Source organism: Candidatus Marivariicella sp., from assembly GCF_983056325.1.
Genome location: NZ_CEZOWA010000016.1, coordinates 23949 through 39430 on the forward strand (window position 1 = coordinate 23949; position 15482 = coordinate 39430).

A 15482-nucleotide genomic window follows, 5' to 3' on the forward strand; every position below is an offset into this window, starting at 1 on the left:
TTTCTATTATGTTTTTGATTATCGGATAATGCTTGAAAATTATAATTTGACAAATCACCAAAATAGTCCCACTCCCCTCCCATATCAACTTCTTTTCCTTTATTCTTTCCACTCAAGAAAATAAGTGTTAGGTCAACAGTACTTCCTCTGCTGTGTCCACTCTTTGATGAAATAAATCCAAGGTCAAAAAGAGAGTTTTTGTTTAATTCAGGGTAGTATTTTATTTTATTAATTGTATCCGAAGTAACTTTAGACCAACGGATAAAATGATTTACAGCAGTTTGTGGACGATAACTATCAAAAATTTTAATTCCTAAACCATAAGACTTTAAGATACTTTGAGCTTTTTTTAAGCCAATTGAAAGCTCAATAGTGCCTAAAGCTGTTTCTGAATAGTATCCATCAACGGGTTTACCCATAAAGTTTTCTGAAGTTCCATATCTAAGATCAAAAACTATAGAGGGTATTTCTTTATTTAATTTGACAAACCCTTTTTGAACTTTTTGAGATTTAACTTGTATCGACAAAAACAAAAAAAGAACCATGAACTTATTCATTTGCTTTTTCTTACACCCCATTTTTGTCTTGAAGAAGATGATGATGTATCATTACAAAATTGAAGACTTAAATTACGAATTAAGTGAACAGGATTACCCCCACCACCTTCTCTATAACTATCAGAGACTGTTAAACAGAGATTGAAATTAGTCAACGGTTGTATTTTGCCATCATTTTGAAGAATAAACTTTTGTTTTTCGTTTCCATCACAAGTTTTTAAATTCAAATTTGACAAATCTTCAATTTTTTCTGCCTCCATACAAACATTAAAAAAAGGAATATAAAATTCATTTTCATCTATTTTAACTCGATCAAAACCTTGATCTATAGAAATTTGTCCTTGATACGAATAGCATGAATGTGTTTGCAATCCCTTATCAATATCAGCGTTAGTTTTTGATCCCACTATATCAATGCAAAAGCCTCTTGAATCATTCAAGGAATCTAAAAGATAAACTTCAACAGTTTCAGGACTTAATAAAGTTTGTTCACTAAAGTTTTCAGATGAATTGTTGCAAGCAATGAATAAACTGATTGTGGCGAATACTTTTATAATTCTTTTCATCAATAAATAAATTTATAAATATTAAATATCATATAGATTAATGAGTCTTGTCTAATTCTTTGTAAAGCTGACTTTTAATATTTTTAAAACTCAATATTCCTTTTTCAAGTCGATATTTTTCTATAGAAATTGTTTCTATTTTAAATCCAATTATATTAAAAAGCTCCTGACTGTCGTATAATTTATTAAAATTTGTTTTTAAATTATTTGGGATTTTTAGACCATCAAGTCCATTAATTCCTGCAATCTCTGGATAATTTAAGTTTTTAGTTAGAAAGGGCTCTATTCTGTTATCGTATTGAGCTTGTGCATAATCCCAAATAACTTCAGCTCTTTTTTTAATTAGATCGTATTTCTTAAGTGCTTGCTTTAATGAATCATTCTTGATTTTATTAATATAATCTAGATTGATAAACTCTTCAGTAACTGGAAGTGTATAAGCTTCAACTCCATAGGTCTGAGTAATGACCTCTAAGTTGTTTTTTAAAACATTAATAGAATCTTTTTGTTGACTCCCCAAAATATTGATCATTCTTGAAAGCCTATCTAATTGCCAATCAAATACTTCAATTTTTGTATCCTGATATTTTAAAACCGATTCAAACTCCTTATGCATTTCAACAACATATTCCCGAATTTCATTTTGCTCAAGTCTATTTGTGTTCCAATTGTCAATGGCAAGAGCTATTAATATTCCTAGGGTGACAAGCAAAATCTCCATTGATATTGAGACTAGACTAAAACTTCTTTTTTTCTTTATAAATGATGTATTTACTTTATTTGATATGCGCATAAATATTAATTATATTAAATATACCATTTCATCTTCTAACATATCCACCAATAGATTCTCTATATTCAATTATAAAACCATTTTCAGAGGTCCATTTTTTAAATTCATCAGTTGGGTTACCAAGAGTAATAAATGATTCAATTTCGAATACTTTAAAAAACTTGTCAAAATTTGGGCCATTTATAAAATCTATTCCATGTTGAATTCCATCTTGACTATTGTTATATCGCTCAAGTAAAGTTACTTTTTTACCATCGTCTGAAATAAAATAACCGTAAACACTTGACGGCTCTCTTTCAACAATAAAATCAGATAAATATTGAGTGAATTCTTCAACATCATTTCTAGAATTATCTTTAGTGTTTAGTTCTAAAATAAAGATAATTTCATTAGAATCCTGGTTATTTAAAACACTTAATTCTTTTTTAGTCTCGTTTTTACAACTAAATAATGTAATTAGTACTATCCCCATATTTATTAATACTCTATTCATTGTGTTTGTTTTTTTGCTTAAATATAATAATATATTATATTTTTGTGAAAATTACAGTATGAAAACCTATAGTTTAGAACAGATATCTGAGTTTGTATCCGGTAAGATTCAAAATAAAAAAAACATATTTTTCAGTGGGTTGAATGACTTAAAAAATGCAAATGAAGATGAAGTAACTTTTATTGGAAGTCGTAAATTTTTAAAATATTGGAATAATTCAAAAGCTGGAGCTGTAATTGTTAACGAGTCTATAAAAATTGAAGGTATAGACAGACCTATTATTAAAGTAAAAGACGCAGATATAGCAATGGCTAAATTATTAGAGATTTTTTCTCCTAAAAATGGACCTGTATTTGAACAGGATATTCACTCTTCTTCAAATATTCATCCTACCGCAAAATTAGGAAGCAATGTGAAAATAGGTGCTTTTTGTTATATAGGGAAGGGAGTAGTTATTGGCTCTGGTAGTACATTATATTCAAATGTTAGTGTTTTTGATAATACAATTATAGGTGATAGTTGTGTTGTATGGTCTGGAACCGTAATAAGAGAAAATACTGTTATTGGAAACCAGTGCATATTTCACAACAATGCTAGTATAGGCTCAGACGGTTTTGGTTTCAGACCTGCTCCAGACGGATCTGGACTTGTTAAAATTCCACATATTGGAAACGTAGTTATTGGAAATAATGTTGAAATTGGAGCAAATACTTGCGTTGATAAAGCTAAATTCAATAGTACTATAATTGGTGATGGATGCAAAATAGATAATCTTGTTCAAATTGCACATAATTGTATACTGGGAAAATCTTGTGTCATGTCAGGAAGTTCTGGTCTAGCTGGATCAGTAATTTTAGGAGATGGAGTTATGATTGGTGGTGGTGCTAAAATAAAGGATCATGTAACTCTCGGTTCAGGCGTTAGTGTTGGAGCTTGCTCAGGGGTTATTTCAGATTTTTCAGATGGAAAGTCAATACTTGGGTATCCCGCTTCAGAATCAAGAGATACTTTGAAACAATGGGTTGCATTAAAAAAATTAGTTAAAAGCTAAATATTTTCATTTATTAAGCATTCTACATCATTGTGAAGCCATAAAAAAGAGGCTGGGCAATTAGTGGATATTTCTCCTGACAACAAATCTTTTATAGCATTTTGTTTTCCTTCTCCAGAAACCAATATAATTACTTTTTTAGATGATAGTATTTGATTAATACTTAATGTAAATCCGCTTATATATTTAGTATTATGCTTTGATACCATTTCATGGTTTTGTGACTCCTTTGAAAGTTTGGCAACATATGGTTTTATATGAAAAGGAGCCCCAGGTTCTATAAAACCTAAGTGACCGTTTTTTCCAAGTCCAAGTATGCAAATATCAATTGATCCTAATGCTCTAATTTCATTATAAATTCTTAAACATTCTGCTTCTGGATTACTAGTATTTGCATTAAATGAAATATACCTATCCATACTAATACCCAGAGGAAGTAAAATATTAAATCGAATATATTTTTCACAAAAACCTAAATTTTCAGAATCAGAATTCAATATCCAATCATCTAATTTTAATACTTTAATCTTAGAAAAAAAATTAGTATTGGATATAAAATACTTTTTGAATTCCTTGTACAATCCTAAAGTAGAATTTCCAGTTGCAACTGATAATAATGAATTAGGTTTTTTTTTAATAAAATCAACACAGATTTGAGATCCATAAGAGCTCATTAAAGAATAATCATTAAATCTGTTAATTTTCATTTTTTAATCAATTCTTAGATTTAAATTTTCTTAAAAAACCCAATGGATCTTTTTCCTTATAGTTTGAAGCAAACAAAAGAGCATTATATAAATTAACTGTTTTTCCTGATCTTGAAAATGAATTGGGATCTAAAATATCGTCTGATTTAGGTTTTTTTAATGTTTTATTCATGTCAACACCCGATGACATTAATATGTGCTTAATTGATGAAGCTGATAATTTTGGATAGAATGATCTTAAAACTACTGCAACACCTGTAACATTTGGAGCTGCCATTGATGTGCCATTTAGATATTCAAACTTACCGTCTAAAACTGAAGAATAAATCTGAAAACCAGGGGCAAATAAATCTACGTTTTTAGAACCGAAGTTTGAAAAATATGCAACTTGACCTGAATCAAAGCTATAGGAAGAAGCTCCAACCGTAATAAGATTATTCAAGAACTCATTTCCATCTTTTTGATCCGTAGGGTAAGATTCATTTTCAATTAGATCAATATTATTTGAATCGTTTCCCGCGGCGTTAACAATTAAAACGTCTCTTTCCTCAGCATACTTCATAGCATCAATGACCCAATCAGAGTGAGGAGAATATTTTTTCCCAAAGCTAAAATTAATAATTGTAGCTCCATTATCTACGGCGTATCTAATTGATAAAGCAACATCTTTATCGTACTCATCCCCATCAGGAACACACCTAATAGGCATAATTATTGCACTCTTAGAAATACTTCTTACTATACCACCCACATGAGTGCCATGCTTATTTCTATCTAAAACGTCTGAATTTCCATAATTACTATCACTGAAGTCATCTGGGTCATCTCCAACTACTTCCCTACCGTTAAAATTAATATTATTGTGAAAGTTATTACTTGATTGATAATATTCCGAAGCTTCTGATAAACTTTGCAAAGACCAACTGTTAGATTTTGCAAATTCTAAAAATCTGATTGCTTCTTCTATTTTAATGGTTTTAATCGGTATATCTTTTGCTTCAACAATAGTAAATTTTTCCTTCCCTAAAGTTGAAGAAATTAAACTGTCAGATTTGAATAACATCCCATAAAGATATTTTACCCTACTTATTGTTTCATTATTTTTACTTATGGCTTCATCAATTTCTTTTTTGTAGACTTTACTCATAGGATCTTCCAAACTGGTTTTTTTGAATAATCTCACATATTCTAGGTTCTCCTTATTTGAATCTCCCAAGAAATTCCATCCATTAATATCATCTACATAACCATTTTTATCATCGTCAATTTTGTTATTTGGAATCTCGTCAGAATTATTCCATATATATGGTGACAAATACGGATGACCAATTTCAACACCCGAATCAATAATTGCAACTATAACACTTTTGCCTTTCTGATTTTTAATCAGTTCATTATTTGCTTTTAAAATGCTCATTCCGGGAATCATATCAGAATTAATATCTAACAAAGACCAATTTTCTTTAATATTATCATCAATTGATTCAGGTTTATTAAATTCATTTACATTAAAAGATATTGGTTGTCCAATAAACTTAAATGAAGAACAACTTGCGGTTATAATTAAGATAGTTATGAGTAAAATCTTTTTCATGCTTTATATTTTTTCATTAAATGTGAATACTTTTTCAAGTTTTAAAATTGTAAATCGTCCAAAAATAAGACCAATTATTAGTAATAAAAAAGAAAAAAAATAATTTCCTATTACGAGGTGTCCAACACTAAACAGAGTACTGTTTAGGAACAAAACACCAAAAACAAAACCAATCCAACTATTTATTATTTCATCACTAGAATTGTCAAAACTCTTGATTTGACTTGAGATAGGGCCCCAAAAACCTCTAGGTCTTATTTTTTTATAAAATTTAACTAAATGCTCTCTATCAGTAGGTTTTGTTAAAAAAGTTACACCCAAGCTTAAAGCTGTTGAAATAATTAGAATTAAAGTAGCTCTAATTAATGAATATTCATCTTCGTAGATAATTGATAGTTTATTGTAGAGTATCTCATTAATTAATCCCATTTTAAAAATAGCAGTAAATATGATCATACCATTAGCTAGTAAAAGTGCAGAAATCATACTTGTTATTTCAGACCAAGCATTAATCCTCCACCAATACCATCTTAACATTCCTATAATAGCTACCCCGGACATAACCTCTATTATATATATCCAAGCATTGGAAATACTATCCATTTGCCAGGCTACGAAACCTGAAATAATTAAAAGTAAAACAATACTAATTCTTGATATTAACAGGTAGTGTTTATCACTTGCATTTTTATAAATAAATCTTTTATATATATCATTAACCATATATGATGATCCCCAACACAAATGTGTATCAACTGTACTCATAAAAGCAGCCATAAAAGCAGCTACTAAAAGACCCTTAAGACCAGCAGGAAGAACTTTAACAATCATTAGTGGGTAAGCTAACTCTGGATCAGCAATTAATTCTGGAGATGCAGTTGAAAAAGGAAGAAGTATTATAGATCCTAAACCAACAACTATCCAAGGCCAGGTTAGTATCACTATTCCAGCAACAGCAAACCATAAAGATGCTTTAATTGCATGTTTTTCATTTTTAGCAGAAAACAATCTCTGAACTATGAAACCGTCTCCTTGAGCTTGACCAAGCCATAAAACTCCAATTAAACACAAAAAGGAAATCATTTCTATCGGACCGATATTTGATAGATTTGGCATCATATCTAAAATAGCAGAGGGAGATTCCGTTGATTCAATAATTTTATTAGATAGTTCTTTTGGACCTCCTACATTAAATAAAATAATGATTGCTAAAATAATTGTACTAATTGTTCCAACGGTAAAATGAAACATATCAAGTATAACAACACCTTTAATTCCTGAGATTAAAGTATGAATTAGTGCAAATGTCAAGGTGATTAACAATGCAAATTCTGCACTCCATCCCAACATAACATTTGAGAACTTTAACATTGCCAATATTACCCAACCCAAAGTAATGCAGTTTTTAAAAATTCCATAAAAACCTGCCGTAAAACCTCTGAGTATTGATGCAGTTCTCCCATTGTATCTAAGTTCAATTATTTCGGCATCAGTAATAATTTCTGCACGTCTCCAATTCTTAGCATAAAAAAATACCATCATAATAATTCCTGTTCCCAGATACCACCATAACCAGTTACTGTAAATACCTTTAGTTCTCACTAGAGCTGTAACTGCGAGTGGAGCATCGGTTGCGAACCATGTTGCTGCAATAGATGTTCCCAGTAACCACCAAGGAAGACTTCTCCCTGCAACAAAAAAATCAGTTATGTTAGTATTTTTATGTTTCACCAAAAAAATACCTATAAAAAGTGAAATAAATAAATAAATAAAAATTACAATCCAGTCTAGTAATTCTAGGTTCATAGTTATTTCTATTTAAGTGTAGGTAAAACATCTTTTTGAAGTTTTAACATTTCATTACACATGTCTACTGCATTTCTATATGAATTTACAGTAGGCTCAATGAGAATTGCCTGCAGGAGTTTATCTTTAGATTCTTCACTGTAAGCATCAACAAGAAGCTTGTGAATACTTGCATGAAGTCTAATTGTTGCAGCTATAGCCTCCGGAATTGGATCCATACTAATTGCCTTTACTCCTTCTCCATCACAATAAGCAGGAACTTCAACAACCATGTCATAAGGTAAATTTGGTATCGCCCCATTATTAGTGACATTGACAGCCTCAAGCCATTTTTTTTCATTTGACACAACTGACTCCATTATCAAAGTGGCTATTTCTCCTGAACTTTTAAAGCTTCCATCTTCATTTTCTAATTTAATTTCCTCTACAGAACCAACAGGAAGTAGTTTTTTAGTCCAATCCTTTTTCCATTCTCTATTAAAATTGACCTTATCAACTGTATAAACTCCTTCTGGTATTTGTTTATTCTCCCATGGATGTCCATCAAAAGGATCATAAAAAAATTGTAATTGAGGAATGACAAATTCTTCAGCCCATCTGACATATTCACCATAATGATTTGATGCCGGAGAAGGCCATTGACCAAATCTTCGAAATAATATTCTTCCTAATGCTAGTTCATGCCACTTCGCAATCCAATCCCCATCTTTTTCAATAGCTTTTAATTTTGGATAAAGGTCTTTCCCTGTTGATTTCTGCTTAATTTCTTGAAACCAGCTAAAATGATTCATACCACATGCTTTTGTTTGAAGATCTGATAGAGGAATATCTAGTAGTTCCGAAAGCTGCTTTCTTCCCATAAAGACACCATGGCATAGTCCAACAGTTTTGATTTTTGTTAATCGAGTTACTGCTTCACATATTTTGTGTTCAGGATTTGAAAAATTTAAAAGCATTGAATTCGGACATAAACTTTCCATATCCTTAGCTAAATCAACTATTATTTTAATATTTCTTAGTGCATGAAATAATGATCCTACCCCCCCATTTTCTCCATAAACTTGTTTAAATCCGAATTTTCTGGGTATGTGAAAATCCTGAGACCAAAATATATTTCTATCTTTTTCTAGCGCACAAATAACAAAATCTGAATTACGAATTGCTTCTTCTTTATTGTCAGTTTTAATAATTTTAACGTTACGATTTAGTTTATCATTCACATATTCTGCATGTTTAAACACATGATCTAAGTGAGATAGTTCGATGTCCATCAAGTAGATCTCTAAACCTTGTTTGCAAAGCTTATCACTTAACAATATGTCTTGAACTATTATTGGACCAAACTGTATACTTCCAGCACCTATATATGCAATTTTTTTCATACTAATTTAAAATAAGACCTTTTGAGAAATTTAATAATTTTTCTTTTTCTACAATAGATAAATTAATTGGTAATTGAGCCAAACCTATAATTCTTCTAATTATCTCGATTCCAGTATAATTATTAATCAATTCAACATCCACACTACCAGAATAATAGCTAATTATATCAGGCAAATATTTTTTTTCTTGAGTAGCAATAATAATATGAGCTATAAAAACTCCTAAATCAAATTCTAAATCTCCTAGAAAACTAAATTCAGGATCTATTACATATATTTCTTCTTTATTTCTTATCCAACTACCTGGATAAAAATCACCATGTAATAAAGTTTCACCGGTATCAAGGTATCTTTCACCTATAGTTTTCGATTTATTTATTAGAGAAATGTCTTTTATAAATAAGTGTGCTAAATTTTCTAAGCCTGGCTGGATTGAATTTAAGGAAAAACCATTTTCTTTAACGAAGGGTAATATAAATATGTGTTGATGATTCAATTTCTTAAGCTCACTGTTTTTAGGATAATTAACATCATATTTAGATGAATGTATATCGTTCAAAACTTTAGTAAGCTTAATTATTGAAGAATTACTTATTTTTTTTCTTGAATAAATCGTCGAAAAATCTTCTAGGGAACCCAAGTCTTCTTGAATCATAAAATAATCCTGTTTACAATAATTTAATATTTTAGGGAAATTATAATTACTTTCAATGTTGATAGATTTATAAAAATTGTACTCTACATCTATTCTATTAATAGGAGCCAGAATATCTTGATATTTTTGAATATATGGTCTTGATTGTTTGAATATAAAAGATCGATGATTTGTTTTCACTCTTAAAACTACATTCATATTCCCCTCACCAGCCTTAGTTACCTCTTTAATGATCTCTTTATCAAATAAAACATGATACTTATTAAGTAATTTTATTAATTTACTTATCGGTGTTCCTAGTTCAATATTCATCATTCATTTTTAATATTAAATATTTGAATTTTTTCCCAATATCTTTTTTTCATTTCCAAAACATTAATTTTTGTAAAAATTTTAATCTTTCGGTTTACATTCACTGGTGGTGTTTCAAAATAACTGAATTCGGAATATTTATCATTAGCAATAGCTTCTATTATTGCAATATCCCACATTATCCATTTATTTTTTTCTTTATCCTCATCAGTAAACCACCTTTGATATGAATCCCACCTGTTCTTTAAATAGAGTCCTAAAGGACTATTTTTTGATAGAAAAACATCTAATTCCTTTCTCTCAAAAACAAGATGTTGAGATGTTGTAGCCGTCATGACTGAGAGGTCTAGGTTAGGTGAATCAAGTAAAAAATTCATTGCCAAGGGATCATTTCTGGAGTTAAACTCATTTTTATTATAAGAGTTCGTTATTTGATCATGCCAAAAACCCAAATAATATACTTTTATTTTATCTAAAATATCCGGAGCATTAATTATTGCAGTTGCAATATTTGTGCATGAACCAAGAATTACTATATGAAGTGGATTATGTTTAGAATACTGTCTTGCATTTTTTAATATAAAAGTTGATGCTTGAGAATTTTTGATATTTGAGATACTAGTAATCGGTTGATTACTTCCCAATAGAGAGGGAATTGAACTCATTTTAGCTAATTCTAAAATTTCATCATTTATTTTTTTACTCTCTGATGCTGATTGTAGTGAAGCTAAAGGAGAAGTGTTAAATTGAGAGGCTGTAATTCCAATAATATTAAAAGTTGGCTCGGACAAAGCACCAGATATAGCAAATAAATCGTCTACTTCATTTGCGGTATCAGCATCAATTATAATAGGAATTTTTTGGGCGTTTAAAGAGCTTATAAATAGAAATAATAAAAATCTAAATATACTAACCATTCTCTATAATTGAAATCCCATTTAAATCAGTAGTTAGAATTATTGACATATAATTAAGAAATGGTCTCATTGTTTTAAAATCATTAGACATTTTATCAATAAAATCATTAGAAAGTACGAATTTATCAGTATACTTTTTTATGAAAATATATCTTTTCATTTTTATAAGATCAATGTTAAAATTGTCTTTTGAAAATCCTCTAGGATTTGTTTTTAGTGGATTACCATCAATCTCACCCCAATTGTTTCTCAAAGATTTGTCATTAATTATATCTCTAAAGTCATTAGATTCATATTCGAGCTCTTTTCTTACTCTTAATAAATCATCTTTATTAGGGTTAAAAAAACCACAGGCAATAAAACTTTCGTTTGGTTTTATGTGAAAGTAGTAACCTCCTCTTAAACTGGGTAAAATTCTTTTAAATGATAAACCTAAATTAGTTTTATAGGGCGTTTTATCTTTTGAAAATCTCACATCTCTATATATTCTAAAAAATTTAGAGTTTTCTATATTATCGTGCTCATTAAGTTTATCAATTACCCCATGTGAAAAGAGAGTTACTTCATTTTTAATACTTTGATATCTGAGCTTGTTAGCTTCAAACCAACTTCTATTATTATTAAGATTAAGTTCATCAAGAAAAGAAAGAGTTTCTTTAGTTATCTTTTGCATTCTATAATTTAAATACTCTAAAATTATTAAAACCAAAACCCATTAAAAGATTTCGAATTGATATATAAAATTAAAAAAAAAGCCCTGACGATAATATATCACAGGGCTTTTTTTTACATGTTATATTTAATTATTACCCAAAATTATTGGCATTCCAGTTTTTCCAGATCCAATTACAATAACTTTTGAATTTGGAGACTGTGATAGTTTTAATGTTGCTTCAATTCCTTTTTCTCGAAGAATTTTATCAGTCAATGAAGCACTTAAAATTCTATTAGCTTTGGCTTTACCTTCAGCATCAATTAACTGTCTTTCAGCCTCCTTAATAGACTTTGCAATTCTAAATTCGTATTCCAAAGCTTCTTGTTCTTGACCAAGTTTTCTTTCAATTGCTTCCTTAATTGCTTGAGGCAAAGTAACGTCTCTTACTAAAACAGCATTTAACTGAATATATTGGTCTTTGAGTACTTTTTGTGTTTCTTCAAATATTTCCTTTTGAATTGCATCTCTTTTTGTGGAATACAATTGTTCGGGGGTATATCTTCCAACAACTGATCTAGCTACAGCTCTGATCTGAGGTATTAAAACTATATTGACATAGTTTTCTCCCTTTTGTTGATGTAATAATGCTAGTTTTTCAACATCAGGCTGATACAAAACAGAAACATCTAAAGATATTTCAAGACCATTAGAAGATAAAACTTGCATATTTCCTTCAAAAAATTCTTGCTGTTTAACATTATATAGAAAAACACTATTCCATGGAGAAATTATAGTAAATCCTTCACCTAAAGCTGGCTCATCAGTTACCACTCCCCCTGCAAAAGTTCTAAATAACACCCCAGCTTCTCCATAACCGATGTTCACTGATGATCTGGAAATTAGAATTAGTATAAAAAATCCCACTGCGAGAATGGGTAAACCGATTTTTGGTAAACGTTGCATAATATATTTAGTTTTTTAATTAATAGTTAATATTTGTTTATGTTAACATTCCACCGTCAACATTTAAAACTTGACCCGTAATATAAGAAGATAAATCTGAAGCTAGAAAAATACATGCATTTGCAATATCCTCAGGAGTACCTCCTCTTTTCAAAGGTATACCGTTTCTCCATTTTTCAACAATTTCTTCTGATAATTTTTTTGTCATTTCCGTTTCTATAAATCCTGGAGCAATAACATTACTTCTTATGTTTCTGGAGCCAAGTTCTAGAGCAATTGATTTAGAAAATCCGATAATACCTGCTTTTGAAGCTGAATAGTTAGACTGCCCAGCATTTCCTTTAACTCCAACAACTGAGCTCATATGGATTAAAGAACCCTTTCGTTGTTTTAAAAAAGTTTTTAGAATAGCCTTAGTCATATTAAAAACAGATTTTAGATTTACCTTAATTACATCATCAAAATCTTGTTCGCTCAATCTCATTAATAAATTATCTTTAGTAATTCCAGCATTATTTACTAAAACATCAATACTTGAAAAGTCTTTCAAAACTTCTTCAATTAAAAGTTCAGAAGCAGAAAAGCTAGATGCATCACTTTTATATCCTTTGACATCAACATTAAACTTATTCAATTCAACAACCAATTCATTTGCTTGTTCTGCTGATTTAGAATATGTAAAAGCAACATTACAACCTTGCTTGGCAAATTCTATAGCAATTCCTCTACCTATACCCCTAGATGCTCCAGTAATGACTGCAACTTTATCTTTTAAAAGTTTCATTTAATTTAGTATTTCAGAGACTTTAGCTCCAATTTTAGCAGGGGAATCTACTACATGAATACCACATTCTCTCATAATTCTTTTTTTTGCTTCAGCAGTGTCGTCAGAACCTCCAACAATAGCACCTGCATGACCCATTGTCCTTCCCTTTGGAGCAGTCTCCCCTGCAATAAAACCAACTACAGGCTTTGGATTGTTTTGTGATTTAATCCAATAAGCCGCATCAGCTTCAAGTTGACCACCGATCTCACCAATCATAACTATACACTTAGTTTCAGGATCATTCATTAATAACATAACAGCATCCTTTGTGGTTGTTCCAATTATTGGATCTCCACCTATTCCAATTGCTGTAGTTATACCTAATCCTTCTCTAACTACTTGATCAGCAGCTTCATAAGTTAATGTTCCTGACTTAGATATAATTCCAACACTTCCCTTTTTAAAAACAAAACCTGGCATAATCCCAACTTTAGCTTCATCAGGAGTAATAACTCCTGGACAGTTGGGTCCAATTAAAATGGCTCCCTTATTCTTAACATAAGGTACTACTTTTACCATATCTGCAACTGGAATACCTTCAGTAATGGCGATTATAACCTCAATACCAGCATCAGCTGATTCCATAATTGCATCCCCAGCAAAAGCAGGGGGCACAAAAATGATAGAAGTATTCGCACCAGTTTCATTAACAGCATCTAATACTGAGTTAAAAACCGGTTTGTCTAAATGTTTCTGTCCTCCTTTTCCTGGAGTTACCCCTCCTACAACATTGGTTCCGTATTCTATCATTTGAGTAGCATGAAAAGTCCCCTCTGCTCCAGTAAAACCTTGAACTATAATTTTAGAACTTTTATTAACTAGTACACTCATTTTTTTAATTTTAAATTATTTATTCTTTAACTCTTTCTTGATAAAGACCTTTTTCTGTCTCTACTTTAACTTTGTCTCCTTCATTTATAAATAAAGGAACATTTATTCTAGCACCTGTTTCAGTGATAGCAGATTTTGTTGCATTTGTAGCAGTATTTCCTTTTACTCCTGGCTCAGTTTGAGTAATTTCTAAAATTACACTTGCAGGCATATCGACTGAAAGAGGCATCCCATCTTCTGAATTAATAGAAATAGTGACGATCTCTCCCTCTTTTAACAATTCAAAATTGTCAATTATTTTCTTATCAATATTTATTTGTTCATAATCATCAGTATTCATAAAATGAAACTGATCTGAATCATTGTAAAGAAACTGAAACTTACTAGTTTCCACTCTGATTGATTCAATTTTATGTCCAGATGAAAAAGTGTTGTCAACTACTTTGCCCGAAGAAACACTTTTTAGTTTAGTCCTTACAAAAGCTGGACCTTTACCAGGTTTTACATGTAAAAACTCAATAACTTTATAAATATCGTTACTAAATTTTATACAAACTCCTTTTTTTATATCTGATGTGTTTGCCATATTTAATTTTTTTGAAAATAACCTTTCATAATTCCTCTTTGAGAGTTTTGAATAAAATTTAAAATCTCATCTCTTTCAGGTGTAGCTGTCATTTCTGCTTCAATGATTCCGGTGGCTTGGGAGTTATTATATTTTTTTTGAAAAAGTAATCTATAGATAGTTTGTATTTCAGTTATTTTTTCTGATGAAAAACCTCTTCTTCTCAACCCGACAGAGTTTATACCCACGTATGAAAGAGGCTCTCTAGCTGCTTTAACAAAAGGTGGGACATCTTTTCTAACAAGTGATCCTCCTGCAACAAATGCATGATCACCAATTGTACAATACTGATGAACTGCAACAAAACCTGCCAAAATCACATAGTTTCCCAATGTTATGTGACCAGCCAGAGTACTATTGTTTGAAAAAATACAATTATTTCCAACTATACAATCGTGAGCTATATGAGAATAAGCCATTATTAAACAGTTTTTTCCAATCTTAGTTTTCATTCGATCAGATGTCCCCCTATTAATCGTAACTGACTCTCTGATTGTTGTATTATTTCCAATTTCAACAGTAGTATCTTCACCATTGAATTTTAAATCTTGAGGAACAGCAGAAATTACTGAGCCAGGAAATATATTACAGTTTTTTCCGATTCGAGCTCCCTCCATTATTGTGACGTTTGACCCTATCCATGTGCCTTCCCCAATAATCACATTATTATTTATTGTAGTAAAAGGTTCAATAACAACATTTTTTGCGATTTTTGCACCCGGATGGACGTAAGCTAAAGGTTGATTCAT

General features: G+C 30.4%; 17 protein-coding genes. 1 reads left to right on the plus strand and 16 read right to left on the minus strand.

Going from position 1 to position 15482, the window contains the following annotated elements:
- From AC3ATN_RS06360 to AC3ATN_RS06375, 4 genes are all read right to left on the minus strand, one after another.
- Positions 1 to 578, minus strand: a 578-nt coding sequence (locus AC3ATN_RS06360) for a M15 family metallopeptidase (protein ID WP_487532427.1), incomplete at its 3' end; no start/stop codon positions are given.
- Positions 554 to 1123 carry a hypothetical protein gene (locus AC3ATN_RS06365; RefSeq protein ID WP_487532428.1) on the minus strand — a complete coding sequence of 190 codons (570 nt, stop codon included), beginning with the start codon at positions 1121 to 1123 and terminating at the stop codon, positions 554 to 556. The genes AC3ATN_RS06365 and AC3ATN_RS06360, both read right to left, overlap by 25 nt.
- Positions 1124 to 1160: 37 nt before the next feature.
- Positions 1161 to 1916: a hypothetical protein gene (locus tag AC3ATN_RS06370; protein ID WP_487532429.1), complete on the minus strand. Its 756-nt coding sequence runs from the start codon at positions 1914 to 1916 to the stop codon at positions 1161 to 1163.
- 28 nt (positions 1917 to 1944) lie between these two features.
- Complete coding sequence (locus AC3ATN_RS06375; protein ID WP_487532430.1) at positions 1945 to 2409, minus strand: hypothetical protein; 465 nt, start codon at positions 2407 to 2409, stop codon at positions 1945 to 1947.
- 58 nt (positions 2410 to 2467) lie between these two features.
- On the opposite strand from AC3ATN_RS06375, the gene lpxD reads away from it, so the two are divergent.
- On the plus strand, positions 2468 to 3460 hold the full coding sequence (lpxD, locus tag AC3ATN_RS06380; protein WP_487532431.1) for a UDP-3-O-(3-hydroxymyristoyl)glucosamine N-acyltransferase: 993 nt from the start codon (positions 2468 to 2470) through the stop codon (positions 3458 to 3460).
- Here lpxD and AC3ATN_RS06385 read toward each other — a convergent pair.
- The 12 genes from AC3ATN_RS06385 to lpxA all read right to left on the minus strand — a co-directional run bounded on the left by AC3ATN_RS06385 (position 3457) and on the right by lpxA (position 15482).
- Entirely contained in the window at positions 3457 to 4167 is a 711-nt protein-coding gene (locus AC3ATN_RS06385) for a 6-phosphogluconolactonase (protein WP_487532432.1), read from the minus strand. The two genes, lpxD and AC3ATN_RS06385, sit on opposite strands and share 4 nt — an antisense overlap.
- 7 nt (positions 4168 to 4174) lie before the next feature.
- Positions 4175 to 5761, minus strand: a complete 1587-nt coding sequence (locus tag AC3ATN_RS06390; protein ID WP_487532433.1) for a S8 family serine peptidase — start codon at positions 5759 to 5761, stop codon at positions 4175 to 4177.
- Positions 5762 to 5764: 3 nt separating this feature from the next.
- On the minus strand, positions 5765 to 7567 hold the full coding sequence (locus AC3ATN_RS06395) for a sodium:solute symporter family protein (RefSeq protein WP_487532435.1): 1803 nt from the start codon (positions 7565 to 7567) through the stop codon (positions 5765 to 5767).
- An 8-nt stretch (positions 7568 to 7575) separates the two neighbouring features.
- Positions 7576 to 8949 (minus strand): family 4 glycosyl hydrolase, encoded by a 1374-nt coding sequence (locus tag AC3ATN_RS06400; protein ID WP_487532436.1) that lies wholly within the window; start codon positions 8947 to 8949, stop codon positions 7576 to 7578.
- A 1-nt stretch (position 8950) separates the two neighbouring features.
- Positions 8951 to 9916 carry a phosphotransferase gene (locus AC3ATN_RS06405; protein WP_487532437.1) on the minus strand — a complete coding sequence of 322 codons (966 nt, stop codon included), beginning with the start codon at positions 9914 to 9916 and terminating at the stop codon, positions 8951 to 8953.
- Positions 9916 to 10833, minus strand: coding sequence for a nucleoside hydrolase (locus tag AC3ATN_RS06410; protein ID WP_487532438.1), 918 nt, complete (start codon positions 10831 to 10833; stop codon positions 9916 to 9918). The genes AC3ATN_RS06405 and AC3ATN_RS06410 overlap by 1 nt, the downstream gene beginning before the upstream one ends.
- Positions 10826 to 11506, minus strand: coding sequence for a DUF2461 domain-containing protein (locus tag AC3ATN_RS06415; protein WP_487532439.1), 681 nt, complete (start codon positions 11504 to 11506; stop codon positions 10826 to 10828). Before AC3ATN_RS06415 ends, AC3ATN_RS06410 begins: the two co-directional genes overlap by 8 nt.
- Before the next feature lie 126 nt (positions 11507 to 11632).
- Positions 11633 to 12451, minus strand: a complete 819-nt coding sequence (locus AC3ATN_RS06420; RefSeq protein WP_487532440.1) for a prohibitin family protein — start codon at positions 12449 to 12451, stop codon at positions 11633 to 11635.
- A 37-nt stretch (positions 12452 to 12488) separates the two neighbouring features.
- On the minus strand, positions 12489 to 13235 hold the full coding sequence (fabG, locus tag AC3ATN_RS06425; RefSeq protein WP_487532441.1) for a 3-oxoacyl-[acyl-carrier-protein] reductase: 747 nt from the start codon (positions 13233 to 13235) through the stop codon (positions 12489 to 12491).
- On the minus strand, positions 13236 to 14108 hold the full coding sequence (gene sucD, locus AC3ATN_RS06430; protein ID WP_487532442.1) for a succinate--CoA ligase subunit alpha: 873 nt from the start codon (positions 14106 to 14108) through the stop codon (positions 13236 to 13238).
- A 19-nt stretch (positions 14109 to 14127) separates the two neighbouring features.
- Positions 14128 to 14694, minus strand: a complete 567-nt coding sequence (gene efp / locus AC3ATN_RS06435) for an elongation factor P (protein ID WP_487532443.1) — start codon at positions 14692 to 14694, stop codon at positions 14128 to 14130.
- Between the two features lie 2 nt (positions 14695 to 14696).
- Positions 14697 to 15482, minus strand: coding sequence for an acyl-ACP--UDP-N-acetylglucosamine O-acyltransferase (lpxA, locus tag AC3ATN_RS06440; protein ID WP_487532444.1), 786 nt, complete (start codon positions 15480 to 15482; stop codon positions 14697 to 14699).

Coding starts and splice junctions, on each gene's coding strand:
- sucD (WP_487532442.1), bottom strand. CDS start 14,108: ATGAGTGTACTAGTTAATAAAAGTTCTAAAATTATAGTTCAAGGTTTT.
- AC3ATN_RS06400 (WP_487532436.1), bottom strand. CDS start 8,949: ATGAAAAAAATTGCATATATAGGTGCTGGAAGTATACAGTTTGGTCCA.
- AC3ATN_RS06410 (WP_487532438.1), bottom strand. CDS start 10,833: ATGGTTAGTATATTTAGATTTTTATTATTTCTATTTATAAGCTCTTTA.
- AC3ATN_RS06375 (WP_487532430.1), bottom strand. CDS start 2,409: ATGAATAGAGTATTAATAAATATGGGGATAGTACTAATTACATTATTT.
- efp (WP_487532443.1), bottom strand. CDS start 14,694: ATGGCAAACACATCAGATATAAAAAAAGGAGTTTGTATAAAATTTAGT.
- AC3ATN_RS06390 (WP_487532433.1), bottom strand. CDS start 5,761: ATGAAAAAGATTTTACTCATAACTATCTTAATTATAACCGCAAGTTGT.
- fabG (WP_487532441.1), bottom strand. CDS start 13,235: ATGAAACTTTTAAAAGATAAAGTTGCAGTCATTACTGGAGCATCTAGG.
- lpxD (WP_487532431.1), top strand. CDS start 2,468: ATGAAAACCTATAGTTTAGAACAGATATCTGAGTTTGTATCCGGTAAG.
- AC3ATN_RS06370 (WP_487532429.1), bottom strand. CDS start 1,916: ATGCGCATATCAAATAAAGTAAATACATCATTTATAAAGAAAAAAAGA.
- lpxA (WP_487532444.1), bottom strand. CDS start 15,482: ATGAATCAACCTTTAGCTTACGTCCATCCGGGTGCAAAAATCGCAAAA.
- AC3ATN_RS06365 (WP_487532428.1), bottom strand. CDS start 1,123: ATGAAAAGAATTATAAAAGTATTCGCCACAATCAGTTTATTCATTGCT.
- AC3ATN_RS06420 (WP_487532440.1), bottom strand. CDS start 12,451: ATGCAACGTTTACCAAAAATCGGTTTACCCATTCTCGCAGTGGGATTT.
- AC3ATN_RS06395 (WP_487532435.1), bottom strand. CDS start 7,567: ATGAACCTAGAATTACTAGACTGGATTGTAATTTTTATTTATTTATTT.
- AC3ATN_RS06405 (WP_487532437.1), bottom strand. CDS start 9,916: ATGAATATTGAACTAGGAACACCGATAAGTAAATTAATAAAATTACTT.
- AC3ATN_RS06415 (WP_487532439.1), bottom strand. CDS start 11,506: ATGCAAAAGATAACTAAAGAAACTCTTTCTTTTCTTGATGAACTTAAT.
- AC3ATN_RS06385 (WP_487532432.1), bottom strand. CDS start 4,167: ATGAAAATTAACAGATTTAATGATTATTCTTTAATGAGCTCTTATGGA.